At 41.5% G+C, this 18124-nt stretch carries 15 protein-coding genes; 9 read left to right on the forward strand and 6 right to left on the reverse strand.

Annotated features, from left to right (window positions below; genetic code table 11):
• Positions 1-5 precede the first annotated feature (5 nt).
• From ACWIB3_RS17150 to ACWIB3_RS17185, 8 genes are all read left to right on the forward strand, one after another.
• Complete coding sequence (locus ACWIB3_RS17150) at positions 6-932, forward strand: endonuclease/exonuclease/phosphatase family protein (RefSeq protein WP_454292219.1); 927 nt, start codon at positions 6-8, stop codon at positions 930-932.
• Positions 933-1076: 144 nt separating this feature from the next.
• Positions 1077-2330: an MFS transporter gene (locus ACWIB3_RS17155; protein ID WP_254529829.1), complete on the forward strand. Its 1254-nt coding sequence runs from the start codon at positions 1077-1079 to the stop codon at positions 2328-2330.
• Between the two features lie 35 nt (positions 2331-2365).
• Complete coding sequence (locus tag ACWIB3_RS17160) at positions 2366-3376, forward strand: NAD(P)-dependent oxidoreductase (protein WP_454292220.1); 1011 nt, start codon at positions 2366-2368, stop codon at positions 3374-3376.
• Positions 3377-3378: 2 nt separating this feature from the next.
• Entirely contained in the window at positions 3379-4827 is a 1449-nt protein-coding gene (locus ACWIB3_RS17165) for an FGGY-family carbohydrate kinase (RefSeq protein ID WP_454292221.1), read from the forward strand.
• A complete protein-coding gene (locus ACWIB3_RS17170) occupies positions 4828-6261 on the forward strand; it encodes an FGGY-family carbohydrate kinase (RefSeq protein WP_454292222.1) in 1434 nt (477 codons plus the stop codon).
• Positions 6262-6858, forward strand: coding sequence for a histidine phosphatase family protein (locus ACWIB3_RS17175; protein ID WP_454292223.1), 597 nt, complete (start codon positions 6262-6264; stop codon positions 6856-6858).
• 24 nt (positions 6859-6882) lie between these two features.
• On the forward strand, positions 6883-7758 hold the full coding sequence (locus ACWIB3_RS17180) for a glycerophosphodiester phosphodiesterase family protein (protein WP_454292224.1): 876 nt from the start codon (positions 6883-6885) through the stop codon (positions 7756-7758).
• A gap of 186 nt (positions 7759-7944) precedes the next feature.
• Complete coding sequence (locus tag ACWIB3_RS17185) at positions 7945-10614, forward strand: DUF3857 domain-containing protein (protein ID WP_454292225.1); 2670 nt, start codon at positions 7945-7947, stop codon at positions 10612-10614.
• Between the two features lie 236 nt (positions 10615-10850).
• Here the strand turns inward: ACWIB3_RS17185 and rimK are convergent, their stop codons facing one another.
• From rimK to purH, 5 genes are all read right to left on the reverse strand, one after another.
• The gene (gene rimK / locus ACWIB3_RS17190; protein ID WP_185210464.1) at positions 10851-11786 is read right to left on the reverse strand and encodes a 30S ribosomal protein S6--L-glutamate ligase; all 936 of its coding nucleotides are present in this window, start codon (positions 11784-11786) and stop codon (positions 10851-10853) included.
• 39 nt (positions 11787-11825) lie between these two features.
• Positions 11826-12257 carry an ATP-dependent zinc protease family protein gene (locus tag ACWIB3_RS17195; protein WP_185218196.1) on the reverse strand — a complete coding sequence of 144 codons (432 nt, stop codon included), beginning with the start codon at positions 12255-12257 and terminating at the stop codon, positions 11826-11828.
• An 8-nt stretch (positions 12258-12265) separates the two neighbouring features.
• Complete coding sequence (locus ACWIB3_RS17200) at positions 12266-13444, reverse strand: AIR synthase related protein (protein WP_185210462.1); 1179 nt, start codon at positions 13442-13444, stop codon at positions 12266-12268.
• 141 nt (positions 13445-13585) lie between these two features.
• Positions 13586-14197: a hypothetical protein gene (locus tag ACWIB3_RS17205; RefSeq protein ID WP_185210461.1), complete on the reverse strand. Its 612-nt coding sequence runs from the start codon at positions 14195-14197 to the stop codon at positions 13586-13588.
• Between the two features lie 121 nt (positions 14198-14318).
• Positions 14319-15845: a bifunctional phosphoribosylaminoimidazolecarboxamide formyltransferase/IMP cyclohydrolase gene (gene purH / locus ACWIB3_RS17210; protein WP_185210460.1), complete on the reverse strand. Its 1527-nt coding sequence runs from the start codon at positions 15843-15845 to the stop codon at positions 14319-14321.
• Between the two features lie 140 nt (positions 15846-15985).
• On the opposite strand from purH, the gene ACWIB3_RS17215 reads away from it, so the two are divergent.
• On the forward strand, positions 15986-17173 hold the full coding sequence (locus ACWIB3_RS17215) for an esterase (RefSeq protein ID WP_185218194.1): 1188 nt from the start codon (positions 15986-15988) through the stop codon (positions 17171-17173).
• A 242-nt stretch (positions 17174-17415) separates the two neighbouring features.
• Here the strand turns inward: ACWIB3_RS17215 and purN are convergent, their stop codons facing one another.
• A complete protein-coding gene (purN, locus tag ACWIB3_RS17220; protein ID WP_185210444.1) occupies positions 17416-17991 on the reverse strand; it encodes a phosphoribosylglycinamide formyltransferase in 576 nt (191 codons plus the stop codon).
• Positions 17992-18124: the final 133 nt, after the last annotated feature.

An 18124-nucleotide genomic window follows, 5' to 3' on the forward strand; every position in this document is an offset into this window, starting at 1 on the left:
ATACAATGAAACGTTCCGAAATGTCCAATCGCAGGGAATTCTTTAAGAAAGTAGGTTTGTTGTCAGCAATGCCATTATTGGCGAAGCTGGATTTACAGGCTGCTGTTGCTCCTGCGCAGGGTGATCAGATTAAGGTGCTGACTTGTAATATCCGGGTTGATCTAGAGGAAGATGCCGCCAAGGGCTTAGGCTGGAAAGATCGCCGGGATGCCTGTTTGGCAATCATTAAAAAGGAGAAAGCAGATTTAATAGGTTTTCAAGAGGTTTTGAAAGGTCAGTTTTTGGATCTCAAGGAAAACCTGAAAGATTACTTTGCTTTTGGATTTGATGGCCCTGAAATGGATCAGTTTAAGGAAGGTTATCATGGCATTGCCAAGAACCCTATATTGTTTTCCAAAAAGAGATTTGATCTGTTGACAGCCAGTACCTATTGGCTGTCGGAAACCCCCTTAAAGGCAGGAAGCCTTTCCTGGGGTTCAGCAAGAGCGAGGAACGCAGTGTTTGTAAGGTTGCTGGATAAAAAAACTAATAAGGAAATCCGTTTAACAAACCTGCACTTGGACCATGTCAGTAATGAAGCCAAGGAAGGACAGGTCAAGGTGGTGCTGGATGAGGCTGCGCAATATCAAACTGACTTTCCGCAGATCTTGACCGGGGACTTTAATGTGGGGATGGATTCTAAGGTTTATCAGGATGTTATTGATGCGGGATGGAAAGATTCTTATGTGCAGGTCCGAGGAAATGAAGTCCCTGAGGGTACAACCCATGGATTTAAGGGAAATGACCCGAACAGGAAGAAGTCCAAGAAAATTGACTTTATCTTCCTGAACGGACCTTTGAAGGCCATAGACACAAACATCATCAAGGATAGCTATAAAGGCGTTCTGCCAAGCGATCATTATTTTGTGAGTGCCGTATTGGCGTATCAATAAAGAAACGATTCAAATAAACAGCTAAAAAAAGAACAGTTCATGGTACTGTTCTTTTTTTAGGGTGAATAGGTTTAATTATGTTATATTTTGTTTATTTTTATTTTACTTAAACACAAATTTCAATTTAAACCTTAACTAAATTTAATGGCACAGCAAAGCACAATGGATAGGCTAGGTATACCTAGTCATTTAAAATGGGGTTACCTTGGTATACTTATCTTCATGATGGGCGATGGGGTAGAGCAGGGATGGCTCAGTCCTTACCTTGTCAGTCATGGCATGAGTATGGAGCAGTCGGCGGCTCTCTTCACCGTATATGGAATTACCATTGCAATTTCTTCCTGGTTTTCTGGCGTATTGGCAGAGAGTTATGGACCGCGTAAATCCATGTTCATGGGTTTGCTGTTGTATCTGATCGGGACCGTAGGTTTTGTGTCCATGGGAATGGCCAAATTGGATTACAATGCCATGCTGTTATTCTATGCCATCCGAGGCTTTGGCTATCCTCTGTTTGCCTATTCCTTTATGGTCTGGATCAACTACCGTAGTCCAAAACATATGTTGGGCAGAGCAGTAGGTTGGTTTTGGTTTGTGTTCACTGGAGGGCTGAATGTGCTGGGAGCCTACTATTCGAGTTGGGCATTGGACAAGATGGGTTATGAAAACACACTTTGGTCTTCTATACTGTGGGTCTTGATAGGTGCATTTTTTGCACTGGTCCTGAACAGGGATAAGTTTGAAACAAAAGCTTCCAAAGGTTCAAAAGCTCAGGAGTTGATGAATGGACTGACCATTGTCAAAAAGGAACCCAAGGTATTGATCGGAGGAATTGTGAGGGTAATCAATACGACTGCCCAGTTTGCATTTCCGGTGTTCTTGCCGATGTATATGGCAGAACATGGATTCAATACCAAAGAATGGTTACAGATCTGGGGAACCATTTTCACGAGTAACATTGCATTTAACTTAATATTTGGATTTGTAGGCGATCGTTTAGGCTGGCAACGCACCATTATGTGGTTTGGTGGCGTTGGCTGTGCGATTACCACGGTCCTTTTCTATTATTCGCCGGTATGGTTCGGAGGAGCCTATTGGGCGGTAATGGCGGCAGGTATAGCTTGGGGAGGGCTTTTGGCCGGCTATGTTCCTTTATCCGCATTAGTGCCTTCATTGGTGAAGGAGGATAAAGGAGCAGCGATGGCCATCCTGAACCTTGGAGCTGGACTGCCAGTTTTTGTGGGGCCAGCGATCGTAGGATTGTTGATCGGCACCATTGGAAGTGAGGGGGTGATTTGGGTATTGGCTGTATTATATCTGATCAGCGCAGTATTGACAAAATTTATCACGATTCCAGAAGGAGAGCTGAGGGAATCGGAGAAAGAATTGAATACCGTATAATTAAAGAATTTAGATTAAAAATAGAATAACAACCTATGAAAGTATTGCTAACTGCGCCTTATGAGAACGAAAAAGCTTTGAATGAATTGAATGGTCTTTTTGATGAAGTCATTTACCGTTCATGGAAACCAAATGGACGCGCCTATAATCCAGCAGAACTAAAAGCGTTATTGAAGGAGACAGGGGTTGATGCCTTGATTTCCGAACATGATGAAATCACAGAGGAGGTATTGCGTGAGAACCCGAACTTGAAATTTGTCGGCATATGCCGTGGTACCCCATCGAATATCGATTTGAAGGTCGCTACAGAATTAGGTATTCCCGTATTCAATACTCCGGCAAGGAATGCACAGGCAGTCGCAGAGATGTTTATTGCTAATGTCATCACTTTGATGAGAAATACCGTTCCGGCTATCGATTGGTTAGAAGGAAAAAACTGGGGAGAAGGCGCACATACTTCTTATTTACAGTTCAAAGGAAATGAGCTTGCAGGGAAAAAGGTCGGTATGGTTGGATTTGGTGCCGTAGGACAGCATATTGCAAGGATGTTGGTCAACTTTCCTTGTGAGATCTATTATTTCGATCCTTATTTTACAGATCCTAACAGAGATTTCAAAAAGGTTGAATTAGAAGAACTGTTCGCTACTTGTGATGTGGTAGGAATCCATTTGCCCGTTACGCCAGAGACTACAGGAATGATAGACAAGAAATATCTTTCATTGTTGAATAAAGATGCGATTTTTGTGAATACAGCGCGTGCGACGGTTGTCAATCGTGAAGATTTATTGGAAGTGATCGAAGGTGGGCAAATCCGTGGTGCCGTTTTGGATGTTTTCTACAATGAGCCACCCGATGAGATTGACTACAAGATGATCCTGAACAAGAATGTCATTGCAACGCCGCATATCGCTGGTGCTACCCATGAGGTGGAAGACCACCACGCATTTATCATGAACAACAACCTTAGGGAGTTTTTCCATAAGGGTAATAAATCTATCAAACAGCTTGTCAACAAAGCAGTTTTAGAGAACACATCAATTAGCTAAACATGGCAACAAAAGAAGCTTATTTAATCGTCGACATCGGCACAGGAAATGCACGCGTTGCAGTCTGTGCTATCGATGGCGAAATCTTAAGTATCAAAAGAGAAAACGTTCATTACGAAACGGATATTCAATATGAAGACTCCATCTTCTTTAATCCTGAAGAACTGTGGTCACAGATCCTGAAGCTTTCGAAAGAAGCATTGGCCGAAGCTGGAGCGGTGAAGATCAATGCTATCACAGCAACTAGCCAAAGGGAAGGTATTGTGGTGGTTGACCGAGAAGGAAAGCCATTGCTCGGCATGCCTAATATCGACCATCGAGGAAGAAAATGGGAAAGCGACTTACAAGATAAAGATCTAGTCTATGATCTTTCTGGTCGTTACCCTACATCTTTATTTTCTGCTTTCAAGCTTGTCGGAGTAAGGGAAGTATATCCAGAACTATTTGAACAGATTGCTTGTGTAATGAGCATCAGTGATTGGATTCAATTCCAGTTTTCAGGGGTTGCTGGATACGAGCATTCTCAAGCTTCTGAAACCTTGTTGTACGATGTGGAAAAGAAATCATGGTCCCAAGAATTATTGGATCAATTTAACCTTTCCTCTAGCATCTTACCTGTTTTGAAAGATTCAGGTTCGATCCTGGGCGATATCAAAGCAGACGTCTCGACCGCTTTTGGTATCAATCCAGCGGCAGTAGTAGTCGTTGGTGGAGGGGACACCCAATTGGCCATCCGTAGTATGGAACCTTCGGCTAATGATGTTGTCATCGTTTCGGGTACGACTACACCAATCATTAAGATTGTTGATAGCTATGAAAAAGATGTCGAGCAGCGGACATGGACCAGCAGGCATATCGATGCGGATAATTTTATCCTAGAGGCCAATGCCGGCGTGACAGGACTTAATTATCAACGTCTGAAGGAGATTTTCTATCCGAATGAGGGCTATGATGTCATTGAAAAAGAATTAGAAGATGCAACCTATTCGCAGTGTGTGGCTTCGTTAGGTTCTTTGATTGCAGATGAGGAAGAACCCTTGACCAAGGGAGGTTTTATCTTCAATGCACCGGTATCCCATCAGTTAACTCGCGGGAGCTTTGTTTTTGCGATTTTATGGGATATTGCCTGCAGTATCTATGAGAACTATAAGTTCCTGAGTGTGGTCTCTCCACACCAAGAGTCCTACATCTGGGCTTGTGGCGGCGGGGTGGAGAGCCGCAAACTGCGTCAGTTTATTGCCAACCTGTTTGGAAAGAGCATCAAGATCAGGGATACCTTCCGCCAAGCTTCCGTGCTGGGTGGTGTTTTCCTCTGCAATGATGCTTTAGGTGTCAAGAACGTGAGTCCGGAGTTATTGGAAGAGATACACCCGAAAGACCATGAGGAGTTTGAAAAACTATATCAAGAGTGGAAAAATGCTCGTAAAACCTTTAAAGAAGTAGTTTCCTAGATGAGTACATATTTTTTTGGATTAGATGTCGGGACCCAGGGAGCGAGGGTCGTTTTGGTGGATGAGAAAGGTGAATTGTTAGCTTCTGATTCCCGAAAATTCCAATTGGATGATAAATTCCGTGAGGAGCAATCGCCATTGCTATGGTGGAAAGATTGTAAGGAGATGTTATCCAAGCTGATCCAGGAACTTCCAGATAACATTGACAAAAAAGATATCCTTGCTATCTCCGTTACCTCAACATCAGGAACGGTCATACCTTTGGATAACCAGAACCAACCCTTACATTCCGCCATCATGTACAGCGATCCCCGGTCAGCTGAACAGGGAAAGCGAATCAAAGCGATCGCAGAAAGAAATGTGCCACATGGCTATACCGGATTCAATGCATCCAGCGGAATCAGCAAAATGCTTTGGTATATCGAAACGTATCCTGAAAAGGTTCAGGATATCGCACAATGGATCCATGCTTCAGATTTCCTCGTAGGGAAACTTTGCGGAAACTACCAAGTGACCGACTATACCAATGTGTTGAAATCCGCTTATGATCTGGAGAAACTGGAATGGCCTACTTATGTAACCGAAGAGATCGGCCTAAAAGGAGAGTGGTTACAGGAAGTAGTACCCTCAGGAACCGTGGTGGGATCACTATTGCCAGCCTTGGCTGAGGAATGGGGCATTCCCGAAATCAAGGTGGTCGTGGGCATGACTGATGGCTGCGCTACACAAATGGCTTCAGGAGCTGTCAAGCCTGGTACTTGGAACAGCACGATTGGAACAACCCTTGTAATCAAAGGCGTAACGAAAAACAACGTCGTAGATCCATTAGGCAGATTATACAGCCATAGACATCCAGAAGGTTATTGGATGCCAGGAGGAGCCAGCAACACCGGTGCAGATTGGATTTCTCTACAGTTTGCAGAAGGATTGGATGCGTTGAACCAAGCTGCCGAGCATTTGATTCCAACCCAGGAGTTAGCTTGGCCTCTACTCCAAGAAGGCGAACGATATCCCATTATGGCATCCCATGCAAAAGGATTTGCTCCCGAAAACATAAGTCGTGAAAATCTGTTTGCTGCCAATTTGGAGGGCGTGGCTTTTATAGAAAAATTGGCTTATGACATTATCGAAGAACTATCTGGTGAGCAGGTCGATGCGGTATATTCCGCTGGAGGTGGCAGTAACAGTGATGTTTGGCTAAAGATCAGGGCTAGCGTCCTGAATGCTCCGATCTATAAATGTAAAGAGGCTAGCGGCGCTTTCGGTGCAGCGATCATGGCCGCATCCAATACCTACTACCATTCCTTGATTGAAGCTTCTGAACAGATGACAGCCATTGAAAAAGTGGTTCGGCCAGATCCTCAGTTGCATGCTGCCTACCAAGTGCAGTACCAAGACTTTAAAAATAAATTGAAAGATTTAAACTATATCTAAATGATTACAATCTGTCTTTTGAGACACGGAGAAACTGCCTATAATGCAGATGGAAATAAATATTGTGGCAGGACGGATATTCCTTTAACGGAAAAAGGTCTTTCCCAAGCCAAGCGAATGAATGAGCTGCTTAAAGATTACAGCTTTGAACAGATCTTCTGTTCGCCCTTGCAACGCGCTAGAAACACTGCAGAGATAGCTTCTGGAAGACCCGATGCAGTACAAGTTGATGAGCGCTTGATCGAAGTCGATTTTGGACAATGGGAAGGCAAGCGATCCGAAGATTTCATTGCTGAAGATCCAAATTCCTGGTATAACTGGCTATCAGATCCTGCAAGCTTTGAAGCCGGAAGGACAGGAGAAAATGCTACCCAAGTTATTAATCGTTTAGAAAGTTTCTACGCTGAATTGATGGAGAAATTCGATGGACAAACCATATTGGTGGTTGGCCATAACGGGGTCAACAGGCTCTTTATGACCCAGCAATTGGGTATGCCTTTAAAGAACTATAGAAAGATCGTCCAAGAGAACTCTGCGTTGACTTTGATAACATTGGATAAACACAAAGGTTTCAATTTGTTAAAATTGAATGCTTAATTTTAATGCTTCAACAAAAACCCTATGAAGAAATCCTATTTAGCACTTTTCACTTTGATCGCTTTTATGCAGGCGGGGCCTGCATTTTCCCAAAAACTGCACAAACTCAATTTCAAAACTGTTGAGGAAATGTATGATTACTTTAAGTATCAACCGGGTAAAAAGATCATATCCGGCCATCGCGGTACCATTGAAGATCAAATGCCCGAAAACTCTATTCCTTCCATGGAAGCGGTTTTAAAGCATACTCCAGCGATCTTTGAAATTGACCCTCGTCTTAGCAAAGATGGCGTGCCGGTCATGGTACATGATGCCACGTTGGACCGTACGACCAGCGGAAAGGGAAAAGTGGCAGATTTCACTTGGAAAGAGCTTCAGGCATTAAAATTAAAGGATCATCAAGGTAACCCTACCAAGTATAAGATCAATACATTGGAGGAGATGATCAAATGGGCAAAGGGCAAGACGGTGCTAAACTTGGATAAGAAGGATCTCCCGATGGAAATGACGGCTGAAATCATCCGCAAGCATAATGCCTATGCTTGGGTTTGGGTTACAGTTCACAATGTGGAGCAGGCCAAGTTCTATTTGGATAAAAATCCCAAACAATATCTGTCCATGCACATCAAGACAGAAAAGGATTTAGAAGCCTTTAAGGCCTCGGGGCTTCCTTACGATCGAATGATCGTTTATATCGGACCTGAGATCAAACCTTCGAACCAAGCCATGTACACTTTCTTTAAGGAAAAGGGTGTTTTATGCATGATATCAACAGCACCTACATACGATAAGTTGGCAACGGTTGAGGAACGTGCTGAAAAATATAGAGCTGTTTTTGCAGACGGAGCAACTGTACTGGAATCAGACTTGCCGATTGAGGTCAGCAAAGCTATAAAGTAACCCAAGGTTAATTAAGTTTATAGATTGAGGAAACCGGTACTGGTTTCCTTTTTTATTTTATTATGATTCTAACGCTTATTGATAATTATAGCTGTTTAAGTGGCTGTTTGTCAGTTGTTAATAATTTTTGTTTACCGGATGAAGCAGCTTGAATAATCAGTATCTTCGTTTACTGATTATTAACACATGAGAAAACCAATTTTTTTAACCGTTCTCCTACTACTGGTTTGCAGCACTGTTTTATGTGCCCAATCGGCAGTAAGCATCAGCAAGGCCAATCTACCCACTTGGTTGAGAGCAAGCCAAATGAAGCCCCAATCCATCGATTTGAATGATATCAGTATGGGCTATTATTTTGAATTGATCGAAAACCAATATAATCTGCAGAACCAGACCCATTTCAACAGGACCATCAAAGTCGTTAGCGAGGCAGCAGGAGCCGAAAATGCGGGGCAGGCGAGCGTCAGCTTTGATCCCACGTACCAGAAATTGGTTATCCATGAACTTAATGTTATTAGAGATGGTAAAGTATTAAATCGCTTGGATCTTTCTAAATTCAAGACTGTAGCCGTCGAGACTGAACTTTCGAGAATGATATACAATGGTATTTATTCCGCAGTTGCTGTTTTGGATGATGTCAGGAAAGATGATAAGATTGTGTTTTCTTATTCCTTAGTCGGTTTTAACCCCGTATTTGAAGGGAAATTTGCGAACACCTATTATTTAGAAGGTACCGAACCAAATGGTCTGTTACACCTAGTTTATATCGTTCCTGAAGGTCGTATACTAAATATCCGAAAACAAAAAGGTGCAGCAGTCGAGAAAAAGCAAATCAATGGGAATTTAACCTATTATTATTGGGAGCAGCCCATGAATGCGTCCGAAGAAACGGGATTGTATACACCCAGCTGGTTTGATAATACCCCTCGTGTTGAGGTTTCTGAATTCTCTACTTGGAGGCAAGTTGCAGATTGGGCGAAGAGGATCAATCCGATCCCTAATATTAAAACCGGCTCAGCTTTGGATAAGGAGGTGCAAAAACTTTGGCAGGAGGCTGGAGGAGATAGTCTGAAATATTTTGAGAAAAGCCTGGACTTCGTTCAGAACTCCATCCGTTATATGGGAATTGAATTGGGCGAACATTCCCATCGTGCTCATCTTCCTGAAGTGGTTTATAACCAACGATATGGGGATTGTAAGGATAAATCGCTGTTATTGGCATCCATGCTCAAGAGCAAGGGGATAGGGTCTTCTTTGATCTTAGCTAATACCTATCAGGACAAGGAATTGGATAAAGTACAGCCGAACCCATTTGCGTTTAACCACATGGTATTGGCAGCAGTGCTGGACGGTAAAATGATTGCTGTCGATCCAACGATCAGTGATCAAGGAGGATACATTCTGAATCGATATTTTCCCTATTACGGTAAAGTCCTATTCCTTGAAAATGGAACTAAGCTTTCCGAAGTAAGAAAACCGATACCTAACAATGCCTATTTTGTGAAAATTGTTGATGTCATTCAGATCTTGGATGATGGTAAAGCCAATCTTAAGGTCACAAGTACCTATTATGATCATGAGGCAGAGCGTATGCGCACATTACTGAAAAGCTCCGCAAAGAACCAGTTGCAACGAGAATATGAGGACTATTTCCAAAAAATTTATAGAAAGGCTAAAAATATCAGCCCATTGGACATAAATGATGATCTAGCCAACAATATCTTGACTATTAAAGAAGAATACCTCTTGGAAGATTATTTCCTGCAAGAGGACTCACAAAATGCAGCGCCAGCATATTCTAAATACATTTATGATCGTTTGCCAAACGTAGAAGATGGCACACTGGAACCAATTTCATTGAACTTTCCTATGAATGTGAATCATGAAATCAAGATTGTCAACAAGAACAATAAACCCTTAGGCTTTTTCCAACGTGAAGAAAAGGTGCTTGATCGGCAAGCTTATTGGTATTCAAGATCCCAGTCTTTCGATAAGGATACCCTCATGGTTTCAATTACCTTTCGCAGTAACGATTCTTTTGTTCCCATGGACGAGGTTCAGCAATACGTGGATGATTTCAAGGTCATGGACGATGGATTGAGTTATTCCTATTTTGTGGATAATAATGATGAGCTTGTGATTGGCTCAACGGGTGCCATTCAATTTGTCAAGATAAATTTTGGGGCACTTTTGATGTTTATTGTCATCCTTGCTGGTACAATTTACTTTTTGTTGAAGAAATTGGTGAAAACAAAACCAACTGGATTAATCAATCTATATCATGAGTATGAACAGAGAGAAATTGGCGGTTGGTTAATCATTCTGGCAATCAAGCTCGTTGTTGCGAACTTTGTCTTGCTAGGGTTGTTCTTCGTCAATTTTTCTCCAATCAGTAATTCGCTATGGGCAATGCTTGAAAATGCAGGGAATGCCTATACTTATTTACTGCTCTATTTAATGTTTTACCTGGCTTTTTATGCTGTATATTTAGCTTCTAATATCTATTCCTGTATATTGTTTTTTCAACGAAGAGATATCTTTCCACAGACCTATTTTATCGTGAATATTGGAGGGTTGGTCATCATGATCTTATCAAATTTCTCATTTTCCCTTATTTATCCAGATGGCTTGGTCTGGGGCTTTATGAGTCCTGGAGACCTCTGGACAATTCTCATAGTCATGGCTTGGTCTATTTATCTGGTGGTTTCAAAAAGAGTTAAACGAACCTTTACGGTACCTTATCAAAAAGATAGATATTACTACTTAGGTGAAAATGAAACATCCAATTCGGAGCCATCATCTGAATCAGAAAATCCATCCCCGGAAAACTATGGACCCCATCCCTTGAATAGTTAGAATAGGAGAGTTTAATATGCGTTATAGGGGTTTGTAATTTTTGGTTAATGTTGCGGGCGTATGCGATAATCCCCCAAGAAGGATAATGCATTTATTGTGCAATATCCCCCTCAATCTTGGCCAATCCTCATATCCCTTTAATCCTGGTTCATACCTCGATCTTGGTCCATCCTCTTATCCCATTAATCCTGGTTCAAAAGACATAGGTCTATTGTCTTATGTCTCTTGTCTTATGTCTAAAGATTACTTTCCTTTTTGATTTTCCTTCTGGTCGTAATCGGTTTAGCCAATTGTTTGGCTTCATACTGTCTTTCCAGATATTTAATGATCTCTCCGGCGATATCCTTTCCGGTTGCCTGTTCGATTCCTTCGAGGCCAGGGGAGGAGTTTACCTCTAAGATCAATGGTCCACGTGCTGAAGGTAGCAAATCCACACCCGCCACGGTCAATCCCATAGCACGGGCAGCTGCAATAGCAGTTTCCCTTTCTGTCCTGGTTAATTTAACAACTTCAGCGGTACCACCACGGTGTAGGTTCGAGCGGAATTCGCCTTCTTTGGCCGTTCTTTTCATGGCACCTACAACCTTGCCGTCTACTACGAAAGCACGGATATCGGTACCTTTAGCTTCTTTGATATATTCTTGGATCAAGATATTGTTTCCGAGTCCGTAGAAAGCTTCAATTACTGATGAGGCAGCTTTTTTAGTTTCGGCTAATACAACTCCGATCCCTTGCGTCCCTTCCAATAATTTGATGACCAATGGAGCACCTCCAACCATGGAGATCAGGTCGTCCACATTTGAGGCTGTCCTGGCGAAACCCGTGATCGGTAAACCAAGGCCAGCACCTGAAAGGATCTGCATGCAGCGCAGTTTGTCCCTTGAGCGAGTGATCGCTTGGGACGGGTTGGCTGAAATGACACCCATGACCTCAAACTGGCGGACAATTGCCGATCCATAGAAGGTTACTGAAGAACCAATTCTAGGGATGACAGCGTCAACCTCTGCAATATCTTGACCTTTATAATGAATGGATGGTTTTGCTTGTTGTATGCCTACATAGCATTTGCTATGGTCGATCACTTCGCATTCGTGACCTCTATTTATGGCGGATTCTACCAGTCTACGGGTAGAATATAATGACCTATTAGTCGATAATACAGCTATTTTCACAATTCTTTATTTGTTAAACAGATAACGATGTTATGAGTTTTATATGATGTTTGTTGCTAAGTTTTTTTTAGATACATCGACCAAGAATTTCCCCGTAATAAAATTACGTCCCAATAGCATGGGGTAGGACATGGCGGATCGATTTCGAAAGGACAATTTGATATCATATAGCTCGTTAAACATACGAATCTTGGTCAAAAAGATATAGCGTATCTCCGATTGTCCAAAAGAACTTTTTACTGTCCTTTCTCTGTGTACAGGGAAAGTCAGTTTCAGGGTTTTTTCACTGTCTTCGTTTGGCCTGATATAGGCGGTAATGTAAAGGTGGCCAGCTTTTTTTACCACTTCCATTTCTTCGCAATGTAGAACAGAGGTTTCAGCGCCGGTATCCGTCTTTGCGTGAATATTGTATAGACCTAGTTCCGGTAGGTCAATGGTTTCTGTTCTGCCAATGGTTTTTTTACCTCTCACTGCCTAGTCTATTCGTATACAAATTCTCCAAAAGGTGAACGGATGGTCACTTTTTTCTTGTCTGCAGCTTCCACACGACCAATAATCTGGGCAGGGATACCAAAAGATTCAGAGATCTTGATGATATCAGCAGCGATTTCCTCAGGAACATAAAGTTCCATACGGTGACCCATATTGAATACTTTATACATTTCTTGCCAATCGGTGTTGGATTCTTTCTGGATCAATTCAAACAGTGGCGGAATTGGAAAAAGATTGTCCTTGATAACATGAACATCGTCTACGAAATGCAGCACCTTTGTCTGAGCACCTCCTGAACAATGTACCATACCATCAATCTGGCTACGGTATTTGTCCAAGATCTGTTTGATCACCGGTGCATAAGTGCGCGTAGGCGAAAGTACTAATTTTCCGGCACTTACTTCTTCTCCTGTTTCAGTTTTAACCATGTCAGTCAATGCCTTACCTCCAGCAAAGACTAAGTCATAAGGAACAGCAGGATCAAAACTTTCAGGATATTTCTCGGCAATGTACTTACTGAACACGTCATGGCGGGCTGATGTCAGACCATTAGATCCCATACCACCGTTATATTCTTTTTCGTAAGTAGCCTTTCCATAAGATGCTAAACCGACAACCACATTGCCACCTTTGATCTTATGATTAGAAATAACATCTTCACGCTTCATGCGGCAGGTCACGGTGCTATCTACGATGATAGTCCTCACCAAATCGCCTACATCAGCTGTTTCTCCACCTGTAGAGTAGATGCCGATACCCAATTCACGTAATTCAGCAAGGATTTCCTCGGTACCATTGATGATTTCGGCAATCACTTCACCTGGAATCAGGTTCTTGTTTCTGCCGATGGTCGATGAAAGAATAATATTGTCAATAGCCCCAACGCATAATAGGTCGTCCAAGTTCATGATAATGGCATCTTGCGCAATGCCACGCCAAACGGATGCATCTCCGGTTTCTTTCCAATAAACATAGGCTAAGGAAGATTTTGTTCCGGCACCGTCTGCATGCATAATGTTGCAATATTGCTCATCAGCTGCTAGAATATCTGGAACAATCTTACAGAAAGCTTTCGGGAATAATCCCTTGTCAATGTTTTTGATTGCGTTGTGTACATCCTCTTTCCCTGCGGATACACCTCGTTGGTTGTATTTTAAATCTGACATCTTGCTGCAAAAATAAGCAAACCTCCCGATTATAGCGAAAAATTTTCGTTTAGAGAGGTTTGCAATTCGACATCTTCCTTTTAATGCCCGATAATCATAGTTGACAGAAGCTTCCTGAGACCTGTAAATACCTTAAAAACCTTATTCCGAGATCCCTTTCGGGTCGTAACCATTGTCCTTGACCTTGATTAATTGATTGAACAAATGCAACATGAGTGTATCTGTCCTTGGATCTTCCTTCAGGTATTTTTCATTTTCCTTATCGGTTGCAATGAGATTGAACAATTTATCGTTCATGAAATAATACCGTACCTCGCCCGCCTTTTTGGTTTTGTCCATGTCAAATTTCGGGTCTATGATATGTGTATTGTAATTGTACTGCTGCTCAAATACGAAAGACAGCTTATCATCCTTCAGGTACATGTCCTGCAAGGAATAACCACCTTCACCATAGTTCCTCGCCTTTATAAGTTCTAATTTGTTGTTCTTGAAGTAATATGTGGCCACACCGCCTTCAGTTGACTCATGTACTTGTGCAGAGTCTATTTTATCCCAATCTTTGATAGCATTGATCCTTTCAAAGTTTTCTCGGACCAGCAATGTCGAATCCGTGCTTGCTGCCACTGAACTGTCATTCCCATCCGTATTTGCTACCAAACTGCTATCTGAAAGTGTATTCCCTGAATTTTTATTTCCTTGGCAAGCGGATAAAGCTAGGACCGCTGCCAGTGAACATATTGCTAGTTGTTTCATATAATTTTTTAATAGTCTGCCTATGGAAGTACAAAAATAATTCCAAGGATATGCAGCAACAAAAAAGCCCTTCGTATGAATTACGAAGGGCTTTTGTATCAGCCTGAGCTTAATTTTTTTATTAATGTTTGAAGTGACGAACGCCAGTCGTTACCATAGCAACTCCTTTTTCGTTGGCCATATCAATTGACAATTGATCTTTGATTGATCCGCCTGGTTGCAAAACTGCTGTTACACCAGCTTCTCCAGCAATTTCAACACAGTCAGGGAATGGGAAGAATGCATCCGATGCCATAACGCTGCCCTTGATTTCAAAACCGAAAGATTGTGCTTTTTCGATCGCTTGCTTCAATGCATCCACACGTGACGTTTGACCAACTCCTGAAGCGATCAAGGTACCATCTTTAGCGAATACAATAGTGTTCGACTTGGTGTGTTTAACAATCTTATTTGCAAAGTATAGATCTTTCAACTGTTCTTCACTAGGTTTTACCTCCGTTACAGCAGTCATCTGTTCAGGACCTTCTACGGTATTGTCCTTATCTTGTTGGATTACTCCGTTCAATAGAGTTTTGAATTGCTGCGTAGGTAATTTAACCTCTTTGCGGCGAAGGATAATTCTGTTTTTCTTAGCAGTCAAGATCTGTAATGCCTCTTCAGTATAGGAAGGAGCGATCAAAACTTCAAAGAATAGGTTGTTGATTTCTTCCGCGGTTGCTTTATCCACTTCGCCATTGGTAATCAATACGCCACCGAAAGCTGAAACAGGGTCACAAGCTAATGCTGCTTCCCAAGCTGCCTTGATAGTAGGTCTTGAAGCTACTCCACAAGCATTGGTATGCTTAAGGATAGCGAAAGTAGGTTCGTTGAATTCATCGATAATGGCTACAGCAGCATCTACGTCAACCAGGTTGTTGTATGAAAGCTCTTTACCGTTCAATTTATCGAACATAGCGTCAAGGTTACCATAGAAAACACCTTTTTGGTGTGGATTCTCTCCGTAACGAAGAACTTGTGCATTTTGTTCCGATTGTTTGAATACGTCTAGAGGCTCTTCTTGATTGAAGTAATTGAAGATAGCAGTATCGTAATGCGAAGAAGTATTGAATGCGCGTTTAGCGAATGATTTACGTTGTTCAAGAGAAGTTGCACCTTCTTGTGCCGCTAAGATTTCTTCCAGTTCGGTATAGTCGTTTTTCGAAGAAATAATGACCACATCATTGAAGTTTTTTGCCGCAGCACGGATCAATGAAATACCTCCGATGTCAATCTTCTCGATAATATCTTGCTCTGAAGCACCAGAAGCTACAGTTTCTTCAAATGGGTAAAGATCTACGATTACTAAATCGATCTCTGGGATTTCGTATTCCTCTAATTGTTTTTTGTCGTCTGCCAACGGACGGCGAGACAAAATTCCACCGAATACTTTCGGGTGAAGCGTTTTTACACGGCCACCTAAAATGGAAGGGTAACCGGTTAAATCTTCAACACGTTCTACTGGGATATCTAAATCACGGATAAAGGACTCAGTACCGCCAGTGGAATAAAAAGTAACTCCGAATTTGTTTAGTAGTTGAATTAGAGGTGCAAGGTTATCTTTATAATAAACTGAAACCAATGCATTTTTAATCTTAACAGGATGATTCATTGCGTTTTGTTTGGAGCCGCAAAGATAATTATTTAAAATATAATTTTCTTGAATTTTATCACTTAATTAAAATGCCTCGGCTAAACAGTTTTAAATTATTAGTATATTGGATTATCCAATTCTAAAACAAAAAATTGACCATGAAAAATCACCTTATATTTCTAATGACCTTGTCCCTCGTCCTCATCGGTTTGGGCGGAATTGCTCAGGAAAACATTGGCGCTAAAGAGACCAAAGTCAGTTCCCCTATCGTTGCAGCAGACAATACGGTAACCTTTAATTTGGTTGCACCTGACGCAAAAACTGTTTATTTGACGGGAAATTGGATGGTTCAAAAGCCGCAAGAACTGCCTAGGGTTGCTATGAAAAAGGATGCTTCTGGGCTATGGTCGGTTAAACAGGATAGTTTAGGGTCAGACCTATTTCTCTATAATTTTATTGTTGATGGCGTGCGAATAAATGATCCTTTGAATGTGTACCAGGTGAGGGACGTGGGTAGTGTATTCAATTACTTCATAACCAATGATGGGAATGCAGATTATTATAAGACCATGTCCGTGCCTCATGGTTCCATGATCAAGCAGTGGTATCCCTCTCGGATCAATAAATCCGAACGTAGAATGACCGTTTATACCCCGCCAGGTTATGAATCTTCCAAGGAGAAATTTCCAGTGCTGTATTTATTACATGGAATGGGAGGGGATGAAGATGCATGGCCAACCCTCGGTCGGGTCGCGCAGATCATGGACAACTTGATTGATGAAGGTAAGGTAGTGCCGATGATCGTGGTGATGCCTAATGGCCATACCAGCAATTCAGCGGCCCCTGGTTTTTCAGAAAAGGGAGAGTATAATATCGAGTTTTTTACGCCCGATGTAGGTTCTGGAGATATGGAATCCAATTTTGATGAAGTCATTAACTTCGTGGAGTCGAATTATAGGGTCATTAAGAATAAGAAAAACCGTGCAATAGCTGGTCTGTCCATGGGCGGATCCCATGCTATGTTTATATCCAGTTTCTATCCGAATACATTTGGATACGTAGGTTTGTTTTCCGCTGCCTATAGAATCAATGATAAGATAAAAAGAGAGGTCTATGATAAGTTTGATGAAAATCTGCTGAAACAAAAGGAAAATGATTACGAAATATATTGGATAGGTATGGGAGAAGATGATTTTCTTTATGACACTGGAGCTGATTTTAGGAAGAAGTTGGATGGGATAAAATTGGATTATATTTACCATGAATCCAAGGGTGGTCATACTTGGTCTAATTGGAGAGATTATTTAGTGGAATTCGGTACCTTCCTCTTCCGAGATTTTGATTAGACTAGGAGCAATAATATCCTAAGTAAAATAAGAGTTATTTGATAGGAAATCTTTGGGTTTCAGTTTGACCTCATTCGAGACACATTCGGAAAATTCGGAATGTGTCTCGAATGAGGTCAAGTTGTATCCTAGGAAATTTTGAGTTTAATGGAATGCTGGATCAGGTCTTGAAGATAATGAAAAAGGAGCTGTTCCTAAGGTAGCTCCTATATTATATTTTATGAATCTAAGCTTAGTAATCCTTAGTTGTATTTTTTCAACAGGTTCTCGATCACTTTAGGGTAATGGGCGTGTTCAAGTTGTTGGCCATTGAACTTTAGTATTTCCAAAGTATCTCCTGGTTCTACCCGGAAGCGTGCCTGATGAATGATCTCTCCTTCATCGAAATTTTCATTTACAAAGTGAATGGTAATTCCGTGTTCGTCTTCACCGGCTGCCAATACTGCTTTATGCACTTTATCCCCATACATGCCTTTTCCGCCAAATTTTGGCAATAGGGCAGGATGTATATTGATAATTTTGTTTGGAAAGCTTTTTAAAAGGTTTTCAGGAACTAACCACAGGAATCCAGCTAATACTACTAAATCAATTTCAAGTCTTTTTAACAAGTCAACGATTTCATCTGTTTGGTAGAAGTCGTGCTTATCAAAAACATGCGTAGGGATTTCGAAATTATCTGCACGTTGTAAAACATATGCATCTGGGTTGTTACTTAGGACTAAGGCAACTTCGGCGCTGTCAGAGTATTTAAAATGCTCCATGATCTTTTGAGCATTCGATCCAGAACCAGAAGCAAAGATAGCAATACGCTTTTTCACAGTGTGTTATCGTTTGAAAATTTAACTTTAATTTTTCACAAATATAGCTGATTTTTTCCAATAAAGGGCGGTTTGACCTCCATATTGGGGTATTTTTTGTTAGATTTAGGGACATTAAGCTCAAATTATCAGG

Source organism: Sphingobacterium sp. NPDC055431 (assembly GCF_053644255.1).